General features: G+C 75.1%; 17 protein-coding genes. 9 read left to right on the top strand and 8 right to left on the bottom strand.

Going from position 1 to position 21,530, the window contains the following annotated elements:
- Positions 1–120 precede the first annotated feature (120 nt).
- From ACTEI_RS14030 to ACTEI_RS13990, 9 genes are all read left to right on the top strand, one after another.
- The gene (locus ACTEI_RS14030) at positions 121–927 is read left to right on the top strand and encodes an NADPH-dependent oxidoreductase (RefSeq protein ID WP_122978065.1); all 807 of its coding nucleotides are present in this window, start codon (positions 121–123) and stop codon (positions 925–927) included.
- Between the two features lie 21 nt (positions 928–948).
- Complete coding sequence (locus tag ACTEI_RS14025) at positions 949–1,590, top strand: DUF2461 domain-containing protein (RefSeq protein WP_122978064.1); 642 nt, start codon at positions 949–951, stop codon at positions 1,588–1,590.
- Between the two features lie 268 nt (positions 1,591–1,858).
- Positions 1,859–5,005: an AfsR/SARP family transcriptional regulator gene (locus tag ACTEI_RS14020; protein WP_164465942.1), complete on the top strand. Its 3,147-nt coding sequence runs from the start codon at positions 1,859–1,861 to the stop codon at positions 5,003–5,005.
- Positions 5,006–5,151: 146 nt separating this feature from the next.
- Positions 5,152–6,582 (top strand): hypothetical protein, encoded by a 1,431-nt coding sequence (locus tag ACTEI_RS14015; RefSeq protein ID WP_145831090.1) that lies wholly within the window; start codon positions 5,152–5,154, stop codon positions 6,580–6,582.
- Positions 6,583–6,696: 114 nt separating this feature from the next.
- The gene (locus ACTEI_RS14010) at positions 6,697–7,164 is read left to right on the top strand and encodes a M15 family metallopeptidase domain-containing protein (RefSeq protein WP_122978061.1); all 468 of its coding nucleotides are present in this window, start codon (positions 6,697–6,699) and stop codon (positions 7,162–7,164) included.
- Positions 7,161–9,095, top strand: coding sequence for a DUF6528 family protein (locus ACTEI_RS36950; protein WP_164465941.1), 1,935 nt, complete (start codon positions 7,161–7,163; stop codon positions 9,093–9,095). Before ACTEI_RS14010 ends, ACTEI_RS36950 begins: the two co-directional genes overlap by 4 nt.
- Positions 9,096–9,198: 103 nt before the next feature.
- Entirely contained in the window at positions 9,199–10,071 is an 873-nt protein-coding gene (locus tag ACTEI_RS14000) for a phosphotransferase enzyme family protein (protein WP_122978060.1), read from the top strand.
- 402 nt (positions 10,072–10,473) lie between these two features.
- Positions 10,474–11,619: a coiled-coil domain-containing protein gene (locus tag ACTEI_RS13995; protein ID WP_122978059.1), complete on the top strand. Its 1,146-nt coding sequence runs from the start codon at positions 10,474–10,476 to the stop codon at positions 11,617–11,619.
- 387 nt (positions 11,620–12,006) lie between these two features.
- Complete coding sequence (locus ACTEI_RS13990; RefSeq protein WP_014689763.1) at positions 12,007–12,345, top strand: RNA polymerase-binding protein RbpA; 339 nt, start codon at positions 12,007–12,009, stop codon at positions 12,343–12,345.
- A 204-nt stretch (positions 12,346–12,549) separates the two neighbouring features.
- Here the strand turns inward: ACTEI_RS13990 and ACTEI_RS13985 are convergent, their stop codons facing one another.
- The 8 genes from ACTEI_RS13985 to ACTEI_RS13950 all read right to left on the bottom strand — a co-directional run bounded on the left by ACTEI_RS13985 (position 12,550) and on the right by ACTEI_RS13950 (position 21,528).
- Positions 12,550–13,071, bottom strand: a complete 522-nt coding sequence (locus tag ACTEI_RS13985; RefSeq protein ID WP_122978058.1) for an FxsA family protein — start codon at positions 13,069–13,071, stop codon at positions 12,550–12,552.
- Positions 13,072–13,140: 69 nt separating this feature from the next.
- The gene (locus tag ACTEI_RS13980; protein ID WP_122978057.1) at positions 13,141–13,929 is read right to left on the bottom strand and encodes a polyprenol monophosphomannose synthase; all 789 of its coding nucleotides are present in this window, start codon (positions 13,927–13,929) and stop codon (positions 13,141–13,143) included.
- The gene (gene lnt, locus ACTEI_RS13975; protein ID WP_164466280.1) at positions 13,926–15,542 is read right to left on the bottom strand and encodes an apolipoprotein N-acyltransferase; all 1,617 of its coding nucleotides are present in this window, start codon (positions 15,540–15,542) and stop codon (positions 13,926–13,928) included. The genes ACTEI_RS13980 and lnt overlap by 4 nt, the downstream gene beginning before the upstream one ends.
- 507 nt (positions 15,543–16,049) lie before the next feature.
- Positions 16,050–17,303: a glutamate mutase L gene (locus tag ACTEI_RS13970; RefSeq protein WP_122982134.1), complete on the bottom strand. Its 1,254-nt coding sequence runs from the start codon at positions 17,301–17,303 to the stop codon at positions 16,050–16,052.
- Positions 17,304–17,320: 17 nt separating this feature from the next.
- Entirely contained in the window at positions 17,321–17,686 is a 366-nt protein-coding gene (gene kal, locus ACTEI_RS13965) for a 3-aminobutyryl-CoA ammonia lyase (protein ID WP_122978056.1), read from the bottom strand.
- On the bottom strand, positions 17,683–18,417 hold the full coding sequence (gene kamE / locus ACTEI_RS13960) for a lysine 5,6-aminomutase subunit beta (protein ID WP_122978055.1): 735 nt from the start codon (positions 18,415–18,417) through the stop codon (positions 17,683–17,685). The genes kal and kamE overlap by 4 nt, the downstream gene beginning before the upstream one ends.
- Positions 18,414–19,967, bottom strand: a complete 1,554-nt coding sequence (kamD, locus tag ACTEI_RS13955; protein ID WP_122978054.1) for a lysine 5,6-aminomutase subunit alpha — start codon at positions 19,965–19,967, stop codon at positions 18,414–18,416. The genes kamE and kamD overlap by 4 nt, the downstream gene beginning before the upstream one ends.
- 13 nt (positions 19,968–19,980) lie before the next feature.
- Positions 19,981–21,528: an amidohydrolase gene (locus ACTEI_RS13950; protein WP_122978053.1), complete on the bottom strand. Its 1,548-nt coding sequence runs from the start codon at positions 21,526–21,528 to the stop codon at positions 19,981–19,983.
- Positions 21,529–21,530 lie beyond the last annotated feature (2 nt).

Below are 21,530 nucleotides of genomic sequence, written 5' to 3'. Positions count from 1 at the left end.
CAGCGCGCCCTCCCGGTTTTTCCTACCTCCTCTATAGCTAATATATGAATCAGGTCCGGCGCCACCCCCGCCCGCGAAACGCGTCGTGATCTCCAGCGGATCCCGGCCGGCAGGAGCCCCATGTCCGACACGCTCGTCACCGATCGCTACGGCGACCCCGACGCCCGCCTCGGCGTGCTCACCGACACCCTGCGCCTGCAACTGGCGCGCCGGTCGGTGCGCCGCTTCACCGCCCGCGACGTCACCGAGGACGAGCTCATCGCGCTGATCGCCGCCGCCCAGTCGGCGCCCACCTCGTCGAACCTGCAGCCGTGGAGCGTGATCGCGGTCCGCGATCCGAAGCGGCGCGCCCGGCTCGCCGCGCTCGCCGGCGAGCAGATCTTCGTCGAGCGGGCGCCGTTGCTGCTGGTCTGGATCGCCGACCTGGGCCGGGCCCGCCGCCTCGGCGAGCGCGCCGGGACCGCGGTCGCCGCCGCCGACTACCTGGAGAGCACACTCATCGGCTTCGTCGACACCGCGCTCGCCGCCCAGAACGCGGTGCTCGCCGCCGAGTCACTCGGCCTGGGCTCGGTCTTCGTCGGCGCGTTCCGCAACCACCCGGAGCGGGTCGCGGCCGAGCTGCGCCTGCCGCCGCACACGGTCGCGGCGTTCGGCCTGGCCGTCGGCGAGCCGGACCCGTCCGAGGCGGCCGGCGTCAAGCCGCGGCTGCCGCAGGCCGCGGTGCTGCACCGGGAGGTGTACGACGCGGCCGCCGCCGACGCGCACATCCCGGCCTACGACCGGCGACTGGCCGCCTACCACCGCCGGTACGGCCTGGGCGGCGACTGGAGCCAGCGGGTGCTGACCCGGCTGCGTGGCCCGGAGTCGATGGCCGGCCGCCACCGCCTGCGCGAGATCCTCGACCGCCTCGGCCTGCCGTCGCGCTGATCACGCCGCCCGGCGATGCGCATGACGCAGAATCGGTGGGTGGCGTTCCGTGGCTGGCCGGTCGAGGCCCTCGAGTTCTACGAGGGACTCGCCGCCGACAACTCCAAGACGTACTGGACCGAGCACCTGGCGTTCTACGAGGACCGGGTGCGCGGGCCGATGCGGGAGCTGCTCGCCGAGCTGGAGCCGGAGTTCGGACCGGGCAAGATCTTCCGGCCGTACCGGGACGTGCGCTTCAGCAAGGACAAGTCGCCGTACAAGACGCACCTGGGCGCGTGGCTGGCGCTCGGCGGGTACATCCAGCTGTCCGCGGACGGGCTGGCCGCCGGCTCCGGCGCCTACCGGATGGAGCCCGACGAGCTGGACCGGTACCGCCGCGCGGTGGCCGGCGAACGCACCGGCACCGAGCTGACCGAGCTGATCGCGGCCATCGAGAGCGGCGGGATCGGCGTACGCGGGCACGACAGCCTCAAGACCGCGCCCCGTGGCTATCCACGCGATCATCCACGGGTCGCGCTGCTGCGCCACCGGGGCCTGACCACCTGGATCGAGTGGCCGCCGGCCGCCTGGCTGGGCACCGCGGCGGCCCGGAACCGGATCGCCGGCTTCCTGCGCGCCAGCCGGCCGCTGCGGCAGTGGCTGGAGGCCAACGTCCGGTCGTGATCGCACGGGACGCGGCGGAGAGCCTGCGGGCGGGGCCCTCAGGTCGTACCGGATCGGTGCGTTTCCCCTGGACGCACCGCGACCGGAAGCCGGTCGCGGTCGTCGGCAGCCGCGTGCGCCGCCTGGCCGTTTCAGGTCAGGGCCGCTGGTGTCCATCGCCGGGCTCTGTCGGTGGCCGCAGCGGGCGCCGACGATGGTCCCAGCGTCGCTGAGCGCCCCTCGACGCGCCGGGGCCGCGTTCGCGGCCGCCGAGCGTAGAGGAGATCAGGTGGAATTCCGCGTCCTCGGGCCGATCGAGGCCTGGAGCGCCGACCGGCCGGTGGAGCTGGGCGGCGGCAAACCGCGCGCGCTGCTCGGCGCGCTGCTGGTCGAACGGGGCCGGGTGGTGCCGGTTAACCGGCTGATCGACGCGATCTGGGACGAACGGCCGCCGGCTACGGCGCGGGCGCTGGTGCAGACCTACGTTTCCGGGCTGCGCAACCGGTTCAAGGCGTACGGCGGCGGCTCCGTGATCCTCACCAAGCCGTGGGGCTACCTCGCCGACCTGGCCGCTCCCCGCCTGGACCGGGACGTCTTCCTGCGAACCGTCGGGGACGCGCGGGCCGCGGCCGGCGACGGCCGGCACCACCACGCCGCCGCGCTGTACCGCGAAGCGTTGTCGCTGTGGCGCGGGCCGGCACTGGTCGGCGCCACGACCGGGCCGCTGCGCAGCGAGGCCGCCCGCCTGGACGAGCTGCGGCTGGAGGCGGTCGAGGAGCGCGTGGCGGTGGACCTCGCCGTCGGCCGGCTGGCGGAACTGGCCGGTGAGCTCGCCGCGCTGCTCGCCCGTCACCCGCTCCGCGAACGCCTGCGCGGCCAGCTCATGATCACTCTGTTCCGGCTGGGGCGGCAGGCGGACGCGCTGGCGGTGTACCGCGAAGGGCGCCGGATCCTGCGCGACGAGCTGGGTGTCGAGCCGGGCGTCGAGTTGTCCGCCGTGCACAGCGCTGTACTGCGCGGCGACGCCCGGCTGCTCGGCGCGCCCGCTCCGGCACCGCCCGCACCGGCCCCGGCCACATCGCCCGCGAGCGCACCGGCCCCGACCACATCGCCCGCGAGCGCATCGCCCGCGAGCGCATCGGCCCCGACCACATCGGTCGCGCTGACCGGCGGGCGGACGGGGAGCACGACCGCTGCGGCGGGCACACCGGTGACCGCGCAACCCACCGCGCCGTCCCGGCGGCCGGAGCCCGCGCCGCCCCGGCCCCTCGCGCCCGCGCAGCTGCCGCCCGCCCCGGGCGACTACACCGGCCGCGCCGACGAGCTCGCCGCCCTGCTCGCGTCGGCGGCCTCGGCCGAGCGGTCCGGCCGGATGCCGGTCCACGTGGTCACCGGCGCCGCCGGCGTCGGCAAGACCGCCCTGGCCCTGCACGCCGCGCATCAGCTTGCCGCCGGCTACCCGGACGGCCAGCTCTACGCGCAGCTCGGCGGCACCGCCGACGCGGCGGCCGAACCCGCGGCCGTGCTCGCCGCCCTACTGAGGACGCTGGGCGCCCCGGCGGGTCCGCTGCCGGACAGCGTCGCCGAGCGTGCCGCGCAGATGCGCACCCTGCTGTCCGGGCGGCGGGTGCTGCTGCTACTCGACGACGCGCGGGACGAGGAGCAGATCGGGCCGCTGCTGCCCGGCGCCGCCGGCTGCGCCGTGCTGATCACCTCCCGCAACCGGCTCGCCGGGCTGCCGGTGACCGGGCGCACCGAGCCGGACGTGCTCCCGGTCGGCGCCGCCACGGAGCTGCTGGCCGGGATCGCCGGGGACGACCGGGTGCGGGCCGAACCGGAGGCCGCCCGGCGCATCGTCGTGGCCTGCGACGGCCTGCCGCTGGCCGTCCGGATCGCCGGCGCCCGCCTGGCCGCCCGGCGCCGATGGCCGCTCACCGTGCTCGCCGACCGGCTCGCCGCCGAGCACCGCCGGCTCGACGAGCTGACCCTGGGCTCCGGCGGCGTCCGGGCGAGCCTCGAACCGGCCCACCGCGGGCTGTCCGCGGACGCGCGCGCGGCCCTGGGTTGGCTCGGGCGCTCCGCCGCCGCCGACTTCGCGGCCTGGGTCCTCGCCCCGGCGCTGCGCGTCGGCGAGGTGGCCGCCGAGGCGCTCGTCGAGGCCCTGGCCGACGCCCACCTGCTCACCTGCACCGGGGTGGACGGGGCCGGGCAGGTCCGCTACCGGATGCCGGGTCTGGTCCGGCTCTACGCCCGCGAGCGGGCCGCCGACCCCGCTGACGACGTGCAGGCGCTGGCCGCCCGGGTCGCCGAGCTGGCCACCCGGGCGTCCCCAGCCTGGTCCGACGAGCTGCGGATGCACCGTCCGCAGCCGCCGGCGCCGGCCGTGACGGACCTGGACCGGCTGGTCGGCGACCGCCCCCGGCAGTGGGTGCGCGCCGAGCGGCTGACCGTCGCGGCGGCGGTGACGGCCGCGGCGGCACGCGGCGACGCCCGGATGACCGTTCACCTGGCCGCCACCCTGCGCGCCGCGTGCGGTCCGGACGCCGCGGCCGTGCGCCCGGCTCTGCGCACCGCCGGCGACGACCCGGACGACCGGGGCCTGCTGATGGGCGAGGAGGGCCTGCTGGAACTCGGGCTGCACCGTCCGGCCGGCGCGCTGCCGCTGCTGCGGGGCGCGCTGGACGCCTTCACCACGTCCGGCAACCGGCTCGGTCAGGCCCGGACGCTGGCCGCGCTCGGCGCTGCCGGGCGGCGGCTGGGCCGCTGCCCGGAGGCACAGCACCTGCTCGACCGCGCCACGGTGCTGGCCGGAGCGGACGATCCGGTCACCGCCGGCTGGGCCCGGCGGCAGGCCGCTCTGGCGCACCTGGACCGCGGTGACCCGGATGCCGCCGGTCGATGCCTGGCCGCGGCGCAGGAGCACTACCGGGCCGCCGGCAGCGAACGGGGCGTGGCCGCGGTCCTGCGGGTCGCGTCCCGCGCCCTGCTGGCCACCGGCGATCCGGCGGCCGCCCAGGAGCGCGCCGAGCAGGCGCGGGACGTGCTGCGCCGGCTGGGCGACGAGGACGGCGTCCGGGACACCGATCGGGAGCTGGCCGCGATCTGGGCCGAGCAGGGACGGCACGCGCCGGCCCGGCCGGTGCTGGAGGAGGCGTTGACGGCGGCCCGGTCCGGCGCCGACCCGGCCCGGGTGGCCGCCGCCGGGTACGCGCTGGGCCGGCTGCACCTGCTGGCGGGCCGGACCGCGGCGGCCCGGGACTGCCTGCGCGAGGCCCGCTCGGCCGCCGAGGTGTCCGCGCAGCCGGTGACCGCGGCCCGGATCGACGAGCAGCTCGCCGACGCGTACGACCGCGGCGGCGACGTGGTGGCGGCGGCCGCGCTGCGGGTCTCGGTCGCCGACGCCCTGCGGGTGTACGGCGCCGCCGGGCCCGGCTGACCATCCCGCTGCAGGAACGCTGCAATCCCGCTGCAGGAGCGCTGCAATCCCGCTGCGGATCCACTCCAGCCGACCTGGAGCGAATCTGCAGCGGGCCGGTCGAGATTGCTTCCCGTCACCCGGAAGCACCGACCTAAGGAATCTGGATGTCCGCCGCGTTTCGCCCCATGACCCGCCGTTCCCTGCTCCGCACGTTCGCACTCACCGCCGTCAGCACCTCCGTTCTCACCGTCGGTCTGGCACCGGCCGCGCTCGCCAGCGACCAGGGCGGCACGATCACCCGGGCCGAGGCCATCCAGCGTGGTCAGCGCTGGGTCAACCTGGGCGTGCCGTACTCGCAGAGCGACTACTACGGCGACGGCGACGGCCACACGTACCGGCAGGACTGCTCCGGCATGGTGTCGATGATGTGGCACCTGACGACCTCGCGGACCACGGCGACGTTCCGGGACTGGAGCGGCTGGACGAAGCTCGGCTCGTACAGCCAGCTCAAGACCGGCGACGCGCTGCTGGGCGACGGCCACATCGTGATGTTCGACAAGTGGACCGACTCGGCGCACACCCGGATGAAGATCTACCAGGAGCCGACGTGGGGCCGGTTCGCCGAGCACAAGACCGTCGCCGCCTCCTACTACACCCGTAACGGGTTCGTGCCGTACCGGTACGACAAGATCGTCGAGGACGCCAGCACGGGCACGCCGGACGCGCACGGGCCGCTCTACATGCGTACCCGGACCAGCGGCGGCGCGTGGGCGTCCAGCGCGACCCTGGCGGACAGCAACGAGGCGATCAGCGCCACCGCCTCGGCCACCCTCTCCGACGGCTCGCTGCACGTCTTCAACGTGATCCCGAACAGCGGCATCTGGTACCGCAGCCGCAGCGCGTCCGGGGCCTGGGGCGGCGCCACGAAGATCGACACCAACGGCAAGATCTCGGCGATCGCCGCCACCGGGCTGCCGGACGGCACGATCAACGTGCAGGCCGTGGTCCCGGGCAGCGGCGTCTGGAACCGTACCCGGTCCGCGGCCGGCGTCTGGGCCGGCTCGGCCGTCAAGATCGACGACAACGGTGACATCGTGAAGGTCTCCTCGGCCGGTCTCAAGGACGGCTCGTTGCAGGTGCAGACCCTGGTGCCGAACGCCGGTGTCTGGAACCGCACCCGGTCGGCGAGCGGCACCTGGGCGGCGTCGGCGGTGAAGATCGACGACAACGACGAGATCATCTCGATCGCGGCGGCCGCTCTGCCGAACGGCACCATGGAGTTCTTCGGCGTGGTCTCGGAGAGTGGCATCTGGAACCGCGGCCGCAGCGCCAGCGGTGTCTGGGACGCCTCGGCCACCAAGATCGACGAGAACGGCAGCATCGACGGCGTCTCGGCCGCCGGGCTGCCGAACGGCACCGTCGAGGTGACCGCGGTGCTCGCCGGCAGCGGCCTGTGGAACCGGGGCCGCAGCGCCGCCGGTGCCTGGGACGCCTCGGCCACCAAGATCGACGCCAACGGCAAGATCTTCGACACCTACACCGCGGGTCTCGCCGACGGCACCCTCTACGTCGGCGGCCTGGTCAACGTCGCCTGACCCAGCCCGTGACCACCTCGGCCCGACGATCGCCCCGGACCGAGCTCACACCCCCGGTCCCCGTGCCATCTCATGGCACGGGGACCGTTCCCCGCCGCGAAAGGTGGTCATGCCATGCACGCCGGCGACCCGTGCCGCGCGACGGCGGCCGCACCGGTCGCGGAGTGCGGGGAGCCACTGGTCGACGTGGCCGCCGTCGCGGCGCTGACCACCGCCACGCCCGGTCTGCGCCTGCGCGACGGGGTGGCCGACCGGTTGGTGATCGCCCAGATGGCCCTTCCCCCGGGATGCCGGCTCGTGCTGGTCACCGGACATGACACGACACCCGGCGGGCACCCCTGCCACCGCACCGGCGCCGCCGTCACCGTCCGGCTGCGGGCGCCCGGGGTCACCGCGGCCCGCTGGACCGGCCGGACGCTCACCCGGGCGCTCACCGCCGGTGGGTTGATCCGTCATCCGGGGACGAGCCGGCACTGGTCGTACGGCGACGCCTGCTGGGCGCGGGCCACCGGGGCGCAACACGCCCGGTACGGCCCGACCGACCTCCGCACCCAAGCGCACACCAGCGAGGAGCGCACATGAGAAGGACCACGACGTACACCGCGCTGGTCGGCGTCGCCTGCGCCACCCTGGCCGCACCGGCCGGCCCGGCGGTGGCGGCGACCGGCGACCATCTGATCCTGGCCGGCGACCACCGTTCCCACCGGATCCTGGCACTGGACCCGGCCGTGACCGACTGGAACGACCCGGGCGCGGTGAAGTGGCAGTGGGCGCCCACCACCGGACTCGGCTTCACCGCGGCCGAGGCGCAGGGCTTCGTCGGCGGCAACGACTTCCGGCTGCGCGACACCGCGGGCGGCCGGCGGGTCGTGGTGGTGGACGGGGGCGGGCTGGTCACCGTGGTGTCGTACCCGTCCGGCGTCCGGGTCTGGGCGAACCGGGACGCCACCGCCGCCGCCGACAACCGGCACTCCGCGGAGCTGCTGCCGGACGGCAACGTCGCGGTGGCCGCCAGCAATGCCGGCCACGTGCGGGTGTACGCCGCCTCGCAGGGCCCCGGCGCCACCACGTACGGCTCGTTCGCGCTGCCCGGCGCGCACGCGGCACTGTGGGATCCGCAGATCGGCCGGCTCTGGGTAGCCGGTGACACGCAGGTCACCAACAGCGCCGGCCAGACCGTCTGGACCGGTGTGCTCACCGCCCTCGAGGTGACCGGCTCACCGGCCGCGCCGGGCCTGCGCGAGGACGTGTCCCGGCGGCAGGTGCTGGACAGCCAGTGGGCGCACGACGTGTCGGCGGACGCGCAGGACCCGGGCAAGCTCTGGGTCACCACGAATGCGCGCACGTACCGGTACGACAAGGCCACCCGGCGGTTCCAGGCCGCCGGCGCCGCCTGGGACCGGCCGTTCGTCAAAGCCGTCGGCACCCAGCCGTCGGGCCAGGTCGTCGAGACGATGATCGACGTGCAGAAGAGCCCGCAGGGCGCCTGCTACCTCACCAACACGGAGAACTTCCGGAACTGGTGCACGGACACGGTCGACTTCTTCGGTCCGGACATGAGACGTACCCGGACCGGCGCGGCGTTCTACAAGGCCCGGGTGATGAACCCCGCCTACAGCGCGGACGACCAGAGCCTGCGCGGCAAGGTCTGGGACCGCACCCGTCCCGCCGCCGGGGACTGGTCCGGCGCCGCCACGCAGATCGACGGCAACGCGGCCATCCGCGACGTGGCGGCCACCGCCACGCCGGACGGCCGGATGCACGTGGTGACCCTGGTCCCCGGGAGTGGGCTGTGGGCCCGGACCCGCGGCGCGGACGGCGGGTGGACCGGCTCGGCCACCCAGCTGGACACCAACGGATCCGTCTCGGATGTGGCGCTCACCGGCGACTCCGCCGGACGGCTGCACCTGTTCGCGCTGATCCCGGGCAGCGGCGTCTGGTACCGCAAGCGCACCGCCGCCGGCGACTGGGACGACCATGCCGTGAAGATCGACGACAACGCGAGCATCGCCACCGTCGCCGCGGCGGCCAGCCCGGTCGCGAACACCGTGCATGTCTTCGGCCTGATCCCGGGCAGCGGCGTCTGGCATCGCAGCGGCACCACCGCCGGGGTGTGGGACGCCGGCGCGGAGAAGATCGACGCGAACGGCGAGCTGGCCGACGTCTCCGCCGCGGCGCTGCCCGACGGCACGCTGAACGTCTTCACCGTCACCCACGGCGGGAGCGTGTTCCACCGGGTGCGGAGCGCCGGCAAGGTGTGGCAGTCGTCCACGCCGGTCCCGGTGGACGCGACGAAGGGCCAGGTCACCGGGGTCGCCGCGGCGGGGTGGCCGGCATCGACCCTGGAGCTGGTCACGGTGCGCTCGGGGCTGGGGGCCTGGCTGCAGACCCGGGCCGGGGGGACGTGGCCGGCCGCCGCCGCGATCGACACCGACGGCGGGACGCTTTGCGCGTACGCCGTTCATCTGACCGACGGGTCGTTCCACGTCGGAAAGATCACCGAGATCTCCTGACGCCGCTGCGGGACGCGGAACGGTCGCCGATGCGCCGCGGCGGCCGTGGCGCGCACCGCGTCCGGGGGGACAAGCGCGGGCGCCCGGTCGATACGATGCCGGGATGGCCGATGCGGTGCCGGACCCCGAGGTGTGCGCCCGGTGGCGGCTGACCCCGCAGGCGCTGCCGGCCGCCCGGGCCGGCCGCACCTGGGCGGTGACCCGCGACGGCGCCGGGCACATCCTCAAGCGCCTCGATCCCGCCGACAGCCCGGACTGGCCGTACCCGCTGCGGGTCGCGGCGGCGCTGCACGCACGAGGCTGGCCGGTCCCGGAACCGACCGACGAGCCGCTGGTCACGCCGGGCGGCGTGTGGCTGCTGTACCGGCGACTGCCCGGCCGCCCGCTGCGCTCGTCCGGCCCGGACAGCCCGGCCCAGCAGCGCACCCGCGGCCGGCTGCTCGCGCGGTTGCACGCCGAGCTGGCCGCCACCGGCATCACCGCGCAGCGCGGCGGGTTCCGCTCGCCGGTCGAGGTGCTGGCGGATCCGGCGCTGGAGCGCACGCTCCGGGCGTACGAGAGGATCCATCCGGCCGACGGCGCCCGCCTGCGCGCCTGCCGCGAGGCGGCGGCCGCCCGGTTCGCCGCCCTCCCCACCGGCGACGCCCCGCGCAGCGTGGTCCACGGCGACTTCGCCCCGTGGAACCTGCTGTTCGACGGCGACCGGCTGACCGGCGTGCTGGACTTCGAGATCGCCCACCACAACTTCCAGGTCGCCGACTTCGCGCTGGCCTGGCGCGGCTACCAGGACGAGGTGATCCGCGGCTACGACGAGGTGCGCCCGCTGTCGGACCTGGAGTGGAGCTTGATCGTCCCGGTCTTCCACGCCTGGCTGTTCCTCGGCGTCGCCGGCCGGGACCCGGCCACCCTGGACCTCAGCTGGAGCCTTGCCCACCTGCAGAAACGCTCCGGGCTGAGCCGGATCTGGACGGGGTGAGCGGCACCACGCCCGCCGCACCACGCCCGCGAGCACGCCACACCACGCCCGCGAAGACGCCACACCACGCCCGCGAAGACGCCGCACCACGCCCGCGAAGACGCCGCACCACGCCCGCGAGGATGGCCACCACGCCCGCGACAACACCGGATCCGCTGGCGAGACGGCGGCCCGCGCGCGGAAGACGCGAAGCGGACGGCCGGCGCCCGCCCGAGGGCACGCATCACGGGCGCGGCCCCGGCCGGGGCCGGACCCCCGGAACGGCCCGGCGGCCCGCATCGACGCGACGTCGATCGCGCGCGCCACGGCTCGGCACGGGCGGACCCCCGGGACGGCCCGGAGAGCACGCATCGGTGTGGTGACATCCGGAAGATCGTCGTTGCGCCTAGGGTGGGAGCCGCTATGACGACGCAGGACCAGACCGCCGCCGAGGCGAGCGAGACCCGACCGTGCGCGCACTGCGGGCGCCCCGTGCCGCAGCGCGCCTCCGCCGGCCGGCCGTTCCGGTACTGCCGGGACAACGACGGGGAGTGCCAGCGCGCCTCCCGCAACGTGCGGATGCGGCACCGCTCCTCCCCCGGCCTGGCCGGCTCGGTGGCCCGCACCTGGGAGGTGGTGGACCGCCTGGACCAGATGGTCGGCACGCTCACCGAGGCGCTGCACTCGGAGATGTCGCCGGCCGGGGTGGAACGCCAGGTCGCCGAGGTGCGCGCGGAGACGTCACGGGCGGTGGCCGCCGCGCACGCCGAGCGGGACGACGCCCGCCGCGACGCGGAGCAGGCGGCGACGGCGACCGCGGCGGCCCAGCAGATCGCGGCGGCCGCGACCGCCGAGCGGGACGAGGCCCGGCAGCGGGCCACGGAGGCGGAGCGGGCCGCGGAGGAGGCCGGTCGGCGCGAGCGGGAGGCGCTGGAGGCGCGCGACGAGGCGGTGCGGGCCGCGACGGCCGCGGCCGCGCTGCGCGAGCGTGCCGAGGCGGAACGCGACGCGGCCGGCACGGAGCTGTCCGCCGCGCGGCAGGAATTGCAGGACACCCGGGGGCAGCGGGACGCGGCGGAACGCGATCTGGCCGCGGCGCTGCGCGACCACAACGACTTCCGGCGTACGGCGCAGGAGGCGGCCGCCCGCGCGGAGGAGTCGCTGGCCGCCGCCCGCCGCGACGCCGACCACCTGCGCGAGGCGGCCGAGCGGGCGAACCGCCGTACGGAGGCCGCCGAGCGGGCGACCGCCGACGCCGCGGCGCGCGCCGAGCGGGCCGCCGCCGAGGTGACCGCCGTGCGCGAGGAGCTGGCCGCGGCGCTGTCCGAGCGGGACGGGTTGCGGCATGTGGCGGGGGACCTGGACCGTGCCCGAAAGGATCTGGAACGGGCCGCCGAGGAGCGGGCCGACCTGGAGCGCCGCCTGGCGGCGGCGCGAGCCGACGCGGACGCCGCGCATCAGCGGGTCGCGCAGCTCACCGGACAGGTCAGCGACCTCGCGTCGGCTCTGGCCACGCTGGGCGGCGGCCGTCCGCCCGCGCCGGCACAGGCCACCCCGGTCGAGGGCTGACCGGTGCCCGCGCCGGCGATTCCGGCACGGGCATCGGCGCAGGCGGGCGCCCGCGAGGGCACCGGGGCATCATCCTGTGTGACACCGTCCGGTCACCCGCGGTGAGCGAGGGCGAGGCCGCGGGCACGGTTGATGCTCGGTGAACGCTGGAGTGACCGACATCGCACCACCCGCAGACGGGTCAAACCCCGCCGAACCAGGCCAAGGTCGTCTTCACGAACGTTCAATTTGCGGGGTATGGTCGCTGGCCGGTTACGCTCATAGCGTTACATCGCCTTTACCGGGCGGGTAAGAGACCGATAGAACATTCGGCGGGCGCAGGAATCCGGCGGCCGCCCCTTTCGTTAGACCAACGAGAGCAGCACCACGAGCGAGGGGAAGCCGATCATGGGCGAACGCATGCTGCGCGGCAGCCGTCTAGGCGCAGTCAGCTACGAGTCCGACCGTAACACCGAGCTGGCGCCCCGACAGACCCGTGAGTACCTCTGCGTCAAGGGTCACCAGTTCGAGGTTCCGTTCGCCGTCGACGCCGAGGTGCCGACCACCTGGGAGTGCAAGTTCGACGGCAGCGTCGCCCGCCTGGTCGACGGCAGCGAGCCGGAGCAGAAGAAGGCGAAGCCGCCGCGCACCCACTGGGACATGCTGCTGGAGCGGCGTTCGATCGCCGAGCTGGAGGACATCCTCAACGAGCGGCTGCAGGAGGTGCGGACCCGCCGGGGCCGCTGACCGCAGCAGATACCACCGAGAACGGGCCGTCCCTGCCGGGGCGGCCCGTTTCGTGTGCCGTGCCCGGCACGGCGCCCCGTGGGCCACGACCAACGCCTCGCGGACCACGAGACCGACGCCTCGCGGACCACGACCGACGCCTCGCGCGCCACGACCAACGCCTCGCGCGCCACGACCGACCTGGCCGGGCGGCCACCGCCACCGCTACCGGACGATCTCGCCCTCGATCGCCGCGGCCGGCTGCCGGGACGCCGTCGGGTCACCGCCGACGACCGACGAGTCGACCACGGTCGGGTCGTCGACGCGCACCCGCACCCGGCGCGGCCCGAACAGGTCACCGGTGACGCCGCCGCCGAGACGGCGCGTGGCGAACCCCTCCACACCCCGGCGGGCCAGGATGCGCCCGGGCGGCAACAGCAGGAGGACCCCGGCCAGGCCGGTGACGAAACCGGGCAGCGCCAGCAGCAGCGCCCCGCCGAGGCCGACGAGCGAGTTCGTCACCTCGGGGCCGGGCGGCCGGCCGGAGGCGGCGGCCTGCTGGAAGGACCGCCAGCCACGGATGCCCTCGCGCCGCAGCAGGGAGAAGCCGGTCAGGGTGACGGCGGCGAGCGCCAGGAACGCCCAGCCGGTCCCGATCAGGTGGGCCACCGCCACGAAGGCCGAGATCTCGGCGACGGCCAGCAGCGGGAAGACGAAGGGTAGGTAGGCCATCCGGCTACGGCGCATTGGATCCTCCGGTGTCATGCGTGCCACTCCAGCATGACACCGGAACCTGCGACCTGCCTGAGTGCGCCGTCACGGCCAGGTCTGGTCCCGCCTCGGCTTGCGGCCGAGCAGGTTCAGCAGGCTCTCCTTGCGGGCCTGGGCGCCCCACACGGTGACCCGTAGCAGCTGTTCCTTGAAGATGTTGCCGCTCATCTTGCTGACGCCGTGCTCGCGCTCGGTGAACGTGATCGGCACCTCGACGACCCGGAACCCGCCCCGGTACGCCCGCCAGGCCAGCTCCACCTGGAACGAGTAGCCGGTCGAGGCGACCGTGGGCACGTCGATGGCGTCCAGCACGGTCATCCGGTACGCCCGGTAGCCGCCGGTGGCGTCCTTGAACGGCATGCCCAGCGCCATCCGGATGTAGATGTTGCCGCCGCGCGACAGCAGCAGCCGGTGCATCGGCCAGTTGTGCACGCTGCCGCCGGAGATGTACCGGGTGCCGAGCACCGCGTCCGCCGAGCCGAGCGCGCCGAGCAGCTTGGGCAGCTCCTCGGGGGCGTGCGAGCCGTCCGCGTCCATCTCGACGACGGCGTCGTACCCCTTGTCCTTGGCCCAGGCGAACCCGGCCTTGTACGCCGCGCCCAGGCCCTCCTTGCCCTGCCGGTGCAGCACGAAGATGTGGTCGTCGGCGAGCGCGAGCTCATCGGCGATGTCGCCGGTGCCGTCCGGCGAGTTGTCGTCGGCCACCAGGATGTCGACCTCGGGCACCGCCTGGCGCACCCGCCCGGTGATCAGGCGTACGTTGTCCGCCTCGTTGTAGGTGGGAATGATCACGAGGACCCGTCCCACTCCCGGGTAGCCTTCCGCCTCGCTCACCGTTCCTCCGCGCTCTCTACGTCAGTGCCCGTGATCCCGCGCCGCCGACGCAAAGGCAGGGCGACGGCCAGCACGATAGCGGTCAGCGCGACCGCGATCAGCTCGGGCCAGACGCCCGAACGAGTCGCCAGCGTACGCGTAGCCCCAGTGGCCATCTTATGCACCACCACCTCCGCGGTGTTGAAGGCCGTCGCGCCGTGCACGCCACCAGCTGTATCGACGAATGCCGAAACACCGACGGTCGACACCATCAGCGAGTCCAGGCCGTGCTCGACCGCCCGCAACCGCACCATGGCCAGCTGCTGGCGGGCCTCGGCCACGTCGAACGTGGCGTTGTTGGTCTGCACCGCGAGAATCTGCGCGCCCTGGGCGACGGTGTCGCGCACCAGACCGTCGTAGGCCACCTCGAAGCAGATCACGTCACCGAGCGTCAGCGCGCCCGCGTCGATCACCCCGGCGTGGTCGCCGGCCAGCATGTTCTTCACCAGGTCGACCTTGTCGGTGACCAGACGGGCGACCGAGCGCAGCGGCATGTACTCGGCGAACGGCACCGGGTGCTGCTTGACATACGTCTGGGCCAGGTCCGGCCCGGTCACCGGCAGCCAGAGCAGTCCGGCGTTCTTGATGTCGCCCGGGGTGTCGGTACGCAGCACCGTGCCGACCAGGATCGGCGCCCCGATCGCCCGCGCCGCGCCGGAGATCGCCTGCGCCGCGTCGGCGTTGCGCAGCGGGTCGATGTCGCTGGAGTTCTCCGGCCAGACCACCAGGTCCGGCTGCGGCTGCCGGCCGGCGGCCACGTCCGCGGCCAGCCGGCGCGTCGCGGTCACGTGGTTGTCGAGCACGGCGCGCCGCTGGGCGTTGAAGTCCAGTCCCAGCCGCGGCACGTTGCCCTGCACGATCGCAACCGTGCGGGCCGGGCCGGCCGGCGCGGACAGCGGCACCGCGGCCGGGCCGGCGATCAGCGCCACGGCCACCGCCGCGAACCCGGCCGCCGGCAGCGCGGCCGCGCGCACCCAGCGCCGCCAGGCCAGCGCCACCAGCGCCCCACCGGCGGCCGCCACCGCGAACGTCACCAGCGGGGCGCCACCCCACGCGGCCAGCCGCAGCGACGGCGCGTCGCCCTGGCTGAAGGCGAGCCGCCCCCACGGGAACCCGCCGAACGGCGCCCGGTCGCGCAGCGCCTCGTCGGCCACCCAGACCAGCCCGGCGGTCAGCGGCCACAGCGCCCGCCAGCGCTCGTGCAGCGGCGACAGCCAGGCCCCGGCCAGCCCGGCCAGCCCGAGCACCGCCGCCTGCGCGGTCGCCAGCAGCGCCCAGGGCAGCCAGCCGGCGGCGATCCGGGTCCACTCCAGCAGCGGGTAGAACAGCACCAGACCGGCCACGAAGCCGAGCCCCAGGCCGGCGCGCAGCCGGCGCCGGTGCACGGCGGCCGCGAGCAGCGCGACCCCGGCCGGGGCGAGCCACCACAGGTCGTACGGCGGCAGGGCCAGCAGCAGCGCGAGTCCCGCGGCCACCGCCAGCGCGACGGCCACCGGCAGCCGCAGCGGCGCCGGGCCGGCCGGGGGGCGGCTGCCGGGCGCGGGCCGCGCGAGATCCGGCGGCGGCATCGTCATTTCCACGCCAGGCAGGCTACCCGCCGCCGCGCGGCATTCCGGAGAAGCGGCCGGCCGCAATCCGGTAGCGAACGGATGGGAGAAACCTGGGCGGACTTACGGAGGGGCGCGGCGTCTGGCTGCCGCGCCCCTCGGGTGCTCCTGTCCGTTCCCGGCCGGTGTGCCCGGTGAACCTCCCGCTGACCTTCGGACCGACCCACCGCGGGCTGGCTGCCCGCGCCGTGCCGTTGTCTACTGACCAGGCTCGGCTCGTCGTGGCTCCCGGTGTCGCGACCCGGTCCGCGCCGCCCGCGCACCCCCACCCCCTGGACCTGGCTGGACGCGCGATCCCGGCGAGGACTGCGGGGCCAGCGGGTGGAGGAACGAAGCGGATCACAGTCGCTTCGCCGTGAAACAGGACCTGAAGACGGTACGTCCGGACGGGGGCGGTCTGTCAACCGGGTGGCACCCGTTCCGGCGTGTCGCGTTCCTCGGCGTGTCCGAGAACGCCCCCATCGGCGTCGTTCGTCAGGCGGACAGCGTGTCCACCAGTCCGGCAGCGGCGCTCGGATGATCGGCGGCCAGCAGGCCGGCGGCGGCCAGCACGTACTCGCGGTCGATCACGGTGCGCGCCCGGTCCGGCAGCGCCCAGCCGCCGGCGGTGTCGGCCAGCAGCGCGCCCAGCACGTGATCGCCGCCACCGTGCCGCAGCACCCCGCCGGATCCCACGACCAGGCGTACGTCGCGCAGGTCCCGGCCGCCGGTGCGGGGCAGTCCCGGCCCGGCCGGGTGGCCCCGGGCGTGCCGCCGCAGGGCGACCGTCGCCGCGGCCGCGGCCAGCGCCCGCTCCTCCCCCGGCTCGTCCAGCCGCTCCGCCGCCGCGGCCGCCCGGGTGCCGGCGGCCCCGGCGGCCACCCCGAGATCGCCCTCGACGGTACGCAGCCGCCACAGCGTGCCGGCCACGTCGCGGCGCGGCCCGGTCTGCGCCTCCGCGTCCGGCAGGAGCGCCGAGTACACGTCGGTGGTGGCCCCGCCCACGTCCACCACGAGCACCCCGGCGGCGACCCGGTCGGCGAGCAGTTCCACCCCGGCCAGGACCGCGTCCGGGGTGGCGGCACGCACCAGCGACGCGAACCGAGGCCCCCGGGACAGGCGTTTGCCGCCGATCACGTGCCGCAGGAACACCTCCCGGATCGCGGCGCGCGCCGGCCCCGGGTCGAGCACCCCGATGCGCGGCAGCACGTTGCCGGTCGCGGTCACCGGCACGGCACGCTCCCGCAGCAGGCCGGCGGCCTCCTCGCGGACGTCCGCGTTGCCGGCCACGACCACCGGGATCCGCAACCGGTTCGCCGCCAGCCGCCGCGCGTTGTGCAGCAGCACCTCGCCGTCGCCGCCGTCGGTGCCGCCGACCAGCAGCAGCACGTCCGGGCGCGCGGCGCGCAGCGCGGCGACCGCCGCGCCGGTCAGCGGCCCGGCCGCGACGTGCACTACCTGGGCGCCGGCTGACAGGCCGACGCGGTGCCCGGCCTCCGCGGTCACCAGGCTCTCGTAGCCGACCACGGCCAGGCGCAGGCCACCACCGGCGGACGAGCAGACGTAGCGCGGCGCGCCGTCGCCGCCGGCCGCGGCCACCGCCGCCTCCAGACCGGCCAGGACGTCCGTCGCGGACGTGGTGGGCACCTCGGCACGGCGGATCAGCCGCGCTCCGGCCAGGTCGATCAGGGCGGCTTTGGTGTACGTCGACCCGACGTCGACACAGACCGCCCGCGCGGGACGTGACACGAGTCGCGTGTCCCGGCTCACGCCTTGGCGGGCACGACCACGGTGCCGACCGCGGTGACCGCCACGATCGGCTCGTCCAGCACCCGCGCCGACGAGCCGCCGGTCCCCCGGCACACCACCGCGCAGGTGAACTCGATCCGGCGGCTGCGGGTGCCCATGTGCACCACCGTGGCGGTCACCTCCAGCACGTCCCCGGCCTGCACCGGCGCCCTGAACTGCACGTCGTCGTACGACGCGAACAGCCCCTCGTCGCCGTCCAGCCGGATGCACACCTCGGTGGCGACGTCGCCGAACAGGCCGAGCGAGTACGCCCCGTCGACCAGGTTCCCGGCGTAGTGGGCGTGCGAGTACGGCACGTAACGGCGATGCCTGACAGTGATCATGCGGGGCTCCCGATCAGCGCGTGGACGAGGTACGAGGCGACCTCGCGGGGTGTGGTGCCGCGGCCGAAGATCCGGTCCACGCCGAGCTCCTCGGTCATCAGCTCGTCGAATCGCGGCCCGCCGACGATCAGCAGCGGCCGCTTGCCGGCCGGCAGCGCCTCCCGGAACGCCGCCGACATGGCCCGGGTGTTGTGCAGGTGCGCGTCGCGCTGGGTGACCACCTGGGAGACCAGCACCGCGTCGGCCCGCTGCGCCCGGGCGGTCTCCACCAGGTCCGGCACCGACACCTGCGCGCCCATGTTGGTCACCGACAGCTCGGAGTAGTACTCCAGGCCCTTCTCACCGGCGATGCCCTTGAGGTTGAGGATCGCGTCGATGCCGACGGTGTGCGCGTCGGTGCCGATGCAGGCGCCCACCACGTTGAGCCGGCGCCGCAGCCGGCGCTTGATCACCGCGTTGATCTCCTTGGCGCTCAGCAGCGGGAAGTCACGCTCGACGACCTGCACCTTGTCGGTGTCGACCAGGTGGGCGACCTTGCCGTAGACGACGAAGAAGGTGAATCCGTCGCCCATCTGCTTGGCGTGCACCAGCAGCGCCGGGTCCATGCCCATCTTGGCGGCCAGCTGGATCGCCGCGCCCTCGGCGCGCTTGTCGTGCGGGATCGGCAGCGTGAAGGACAGCTGCACCATCCCGTCGCCGGTGGTGTCGCCGTAGGGCCGCACGATGCTCATGCCAGGGCCTCCGTCACCGGGTTGTAGTAGTCGGGCTCCTGTTTCGCCACGCCGTCCAGGCCCTTGCCCCGGGTGGCCGGGCGCTTCATCAGCCCGAAGGTGCCGTCGGCGATGGCCTCCATCAGGGTGTCGTCGACGATGCGCTCCAGCAGCTCGACGGCCTCGCCGAGGACCTGCGCGGCGCGCTGCTGGATGAAGCCGCCGGCGGCCGGGACGAAGTCCTCGTGCAGGTTGCCGGCGGCGCCCAGCACGTACCGGACGTTCTGCAGCGCGATGTCGCGGTCGGACAGCCACGGCGTCACCACCGCCTCGGTCATCATGCCGACCAGCAGGATGCCCTGCCCGGTCAGCGCGCCGACCAGGTTGAAGAAACCGTCGAGCAGGTTGCCGCGGAACACGTCCCCGGTCATGTGCTTGGTCGGCGGCATCCACTTCAGCGGGGCGTCCGGGAACAGCTCACGGGCCAGCAGCGCGTGCGCCAGCTCCAGCCGGAACGAATCCGGCAGGTCCGGGTTGATCTCGAAGGCGTGCCCGAGGCCCAGCTGCCAGTCCTGCAGCCCGGCCTCGTGCGCGAAGAACTCGTTGAGCAGCTGCGACACCGTCACCGTGTGCGCCGCCTCGACCGCGTCCGCGGTGGTCAGGTAGTTGTCCTCGCCGGTGTTGATGATGATCCCGGCGCGGGCGTGCACCTGGCGGGAGAAGCGCTGGTCGACGAAGGTACGGATGGGGTTGATGTCGCGGAACAGGATGCCGTACATCGAGTCGTTGAGCATCATGTCCAGCCGTTCCAGCCCGGCCAGCACGGCGATCTCCGGCATGCACAGCCCGGACGCGTAGTTGGTCAGCCGGATGTAGCGGCCCACCTCCCTCGACGTCTCGTCGAGCGCGGCCCGCATCAGCCGGAAGTTCTCCTGCGTGGCGTAGGTGCCGGCGAACCCCTCCCGGGTGGCGCCCTCGGGCACGTAGTCCAGCAGCGACTGCCCGGTCGAGCGGATCACCGCGATGACGTCGGCGCCGGCCCGGGCCGCCGCCTGCGCCTGCGGGATGTCCTCGTGGATGTCGCCGGTCGCGACGATCAGGTAGATCCACGGGCGCCGCGGCGGGTCGCCGTACCTCTTGATCAGCCGATCCCGTTCGGCCCGGCGCCGGTCGACGGTCCGCAGGCCGGCGGTGGCGGCCGTGCGGGCCCGCCGCCGGGCCGCGGCGAGCTCGGCCCGCCTCTGCGGCACCTCGAACCGCACCGCCCCGGCCGCCGCCTTCTGCGCCAGCACGGTCAGGTCCGCCTCGCCGGTCGTGGCGGCCGCGTGGAACACCGGAACCGCCACCCCGTGCCCGAGTCCGACGTCCGCGCGCACGGCGTCGACCAGACGGTTCACCCAGGGGATGCCGTCCGAGTCGGCGCCGTGCACGCCGGCCAGGCGCAGCACCGCCCGCTCCACCGACACGGTGGTGTGCGACCGCGCGAGGTCGACGACGGGCTGCCCCGCTTTCGCGGCGAGCGCCCGCGCCCGCGCGACGATCCGCGGGTCCAGATCCAGCTTCCCGGCCACCTAGGGGTCTCTCCTAACTCTCGAAAATCGTTTCGCCGTGCAGCACCGTGCGGCGGCAGACCGGCCGCGCCGGCGTCACCCCGTCGACGTCCGGCAGCAGCGCCGGCAGTCCCTCGACCACCCCGCCGGGCGTCTCCCAGGCCGCGAACGTGGCCGACGCGCCGGGCGCGAGCACCCCCACCCGGTCCACGCCGGCGGCCCGCCACCCGCCGCGGCTGGCCGCGGCGAACGCGGCGCGCACCTTCATCCGGTACGCCGGGTTGCACGGGGCGGCCGCGGCCACCACCATCGCCCACGGGTCCAGCGCGGTCACCGGCGAGTCCGAGCCGAACGCCAGCGCCACCCCGGTCGCGTGCATCGCCCCGATCGGGTTGCTGGCCAGCGCCCGGTCGACGCCCAGCCGCTGCGCGTACATCCGGTCCGGGCCGCCCCACAGCGCGTCGAACACCGGCTGCACCGAGGCGATCACGCCGAACTCCACCATCCGGGCGATCATCGCCTTGTCGATCAGCTCGACGTGCTCGATGCGGTGGCGGCCCTCGCGCAGCCGGTCCACGCCGACCTGCTGCGCGGCGAGCGCGTAGCCCTCCAGCACCGTCTCGATCGCGGCGTCGCCGATCGCGTGGAAGCCGCTCTGGAAGCCGGCCCGCACGCAGTCGAGGATGTGCTCGGCGGCCTGCTCGGCGGTCAGGAACGCCTCGCCGCAGCCGTGGTCGCCGTCGTGGTACGCCGAGCGCAGCGACGCGGTCCGCGAGCCCAGCGCGCCGTCGGCGTACAGGTCGCCGGCCGCGCCGTGCGCGCCCAGCTGCCGCGCCCGCTCGGCGCCGCCCAGCTCGCCCCAGAAGCCGAACACCTGCGGCAGGCCCTGTCCGGACAGCCGCAGCACCGACTGGAAGTCGGCCTCGCTGGAGGTGCCCGGCCCGCCGCACTCGTGCACCGCGGCGATGCCCATCGACGCGGCCCGGCTCAGCGCGGTGCGCTGCGCCGCGGTCCGCTGCTCGCCGGTGAGCGAGCCGAGCGCGACCGCGCGCACCGCGTGGTGCGCCTGCTCGCGCACCCAGCCGGAGGCGTCGTAGCCGGCCACGCCCTCGGCCGCCGGCAGCAGCGCCGAGGAGGCCAGCGCCGAGTGCACCGACGCCTGCGTCAGGTACACCTTGCGGCCGCCGGCGGCCCGGTCCAGCTCGGCCGCGCCGGGCGGGGTCTGCTCGGCCCAGGTCGACTCGTCCCAGCCGTGCCCGTGCACCACCGCGCCGGCCGGGCGGGTGCGGGCGAACGCGGCCACCGCGTCCAGCAGCTCCCGCGCCGAGCGCGCCCCGGACAGGTCGAGGCCGTCGACGGCCAGGCCGGTGTCGGTGGCGTGCAGGTGCGCGTCCACGAACGCCGGGGTGACCAGGGCGCCGTCCAGGTCGACGGTGCGGTCGGCGGCGGGCGCGTCGGCGGTGTCGCCCAGCCACGCGATGGTGTCGCCGCGGACCAGCATCGCGGTGGCGCGCGGCTCGGCGGCGGAGTAGAAGCGGCCGTTGGTGTAGCGGACCAGGGCTTCGGTGGGGGGAACAGTCATGC

Origin of the sequence: Actinoplanes teichomyceticus ATCC 31121 (assembly GCF_003711105.1) — a bacterium.
Classification (GTDB): Bacteria; Actinomycetota; Actinomycetes; order Mycobacteriales; family Micromonosporaceae; genus Actinoplanes; species Actinoplanes teichomyceticus.
Note: the sequence above shows the minus strand (reverse complement) of the source record. Positions and strands in the feature narration are given on the sequence as shown.

Coding starts and splice junctions, on each gene's coding strand:
- ACTEI_RS13990 (WP_014689763.1), top strand. CDS start 12,007: ATGGGCGAACGCATGCTGCGCGGCAGCCGTCTAGGCGCAGTCAGCTAC.
- ACTEI_RS14030 (WP_122978065.1), top strand. CDS start 121: ATGTCCGACACGCTCGTCACCGATCGCTACGGCGACCCCGACGCCCGC.
- lnt (WP_164466280.1), bottom strand. CDS start 15,542: ATGACGATGCCGCCGCCGGATCTCGCGCGGCCCGCGCCCGGCAGCCGC.
- ACTEI_RS14010 (WP_122978061.1), top strand. CDS start 6,697: ATGCACGCCGGCGACCCGTGCCGCGCGACGGCGGCCGCACCGGTCGCG.
- ACTEI_RS13995 (WP_122978059.1), top strand. CDS start 10,474: ATGACGACGCAGGACCAGACCGCCGCCGAGGCGAGCGAGACCCGACCG.
- ACTEI_RS14015 (WP_145831090.1), top strand. CDS start 5,152: ATGTCCGCCGCGTTTCGCCCCATGACCCGCCGTTCCCTGCTCCGCACG.
- kal (WP_122978056.1), bottom strand. CDS start 17,686: ATGATCACTGTCAGGCATCGCCGTTACGTGCCGTACTCGCACGCCCAC.
- ACTEI_RS14000 (WP_122978060.1), top strand. CDS start 9,199: ATGGCCGATGCGGTGCCGGACCCCGAGGTGTGCGCCCGGTGGCGGCTG.
- ACTEI_RS13950 (WP_122978053.1), bottom strand. CDS start 21,528: ATGACTGTTCCCCCCACCGAAGCCCTGGTCCGCTACACCAACGGCCGC.
- ACTEI_RS14025 (WP_122978064.1), top strand. CDS start 949: ATGACGCAGAATCGGTGGGTGGCGTTCCGTGGCTGGCCGGTCGAGGCC.
- ACTEI_RS13985 (WP_122978058.1), bottom strand. CDS start 13,071: ATGCGCCGTAGCCGGATGGCCTACCTACCCTTCGTCTTCCCGCTGCTG.
- kamE (WP_122978055.1), bottom strand. CDS start 18,417: ATGAGCATCGTGCGGCCCTACGGCGACACCACCGGCGACGGGATGGTG.
- ACTEI_RS36950 (WP_164465941.1), top strand. CDS start 7,161: ATGAGAAGGACCACGACGTACACCGCGCTGGTCGGCGTCGCCTGCGCC.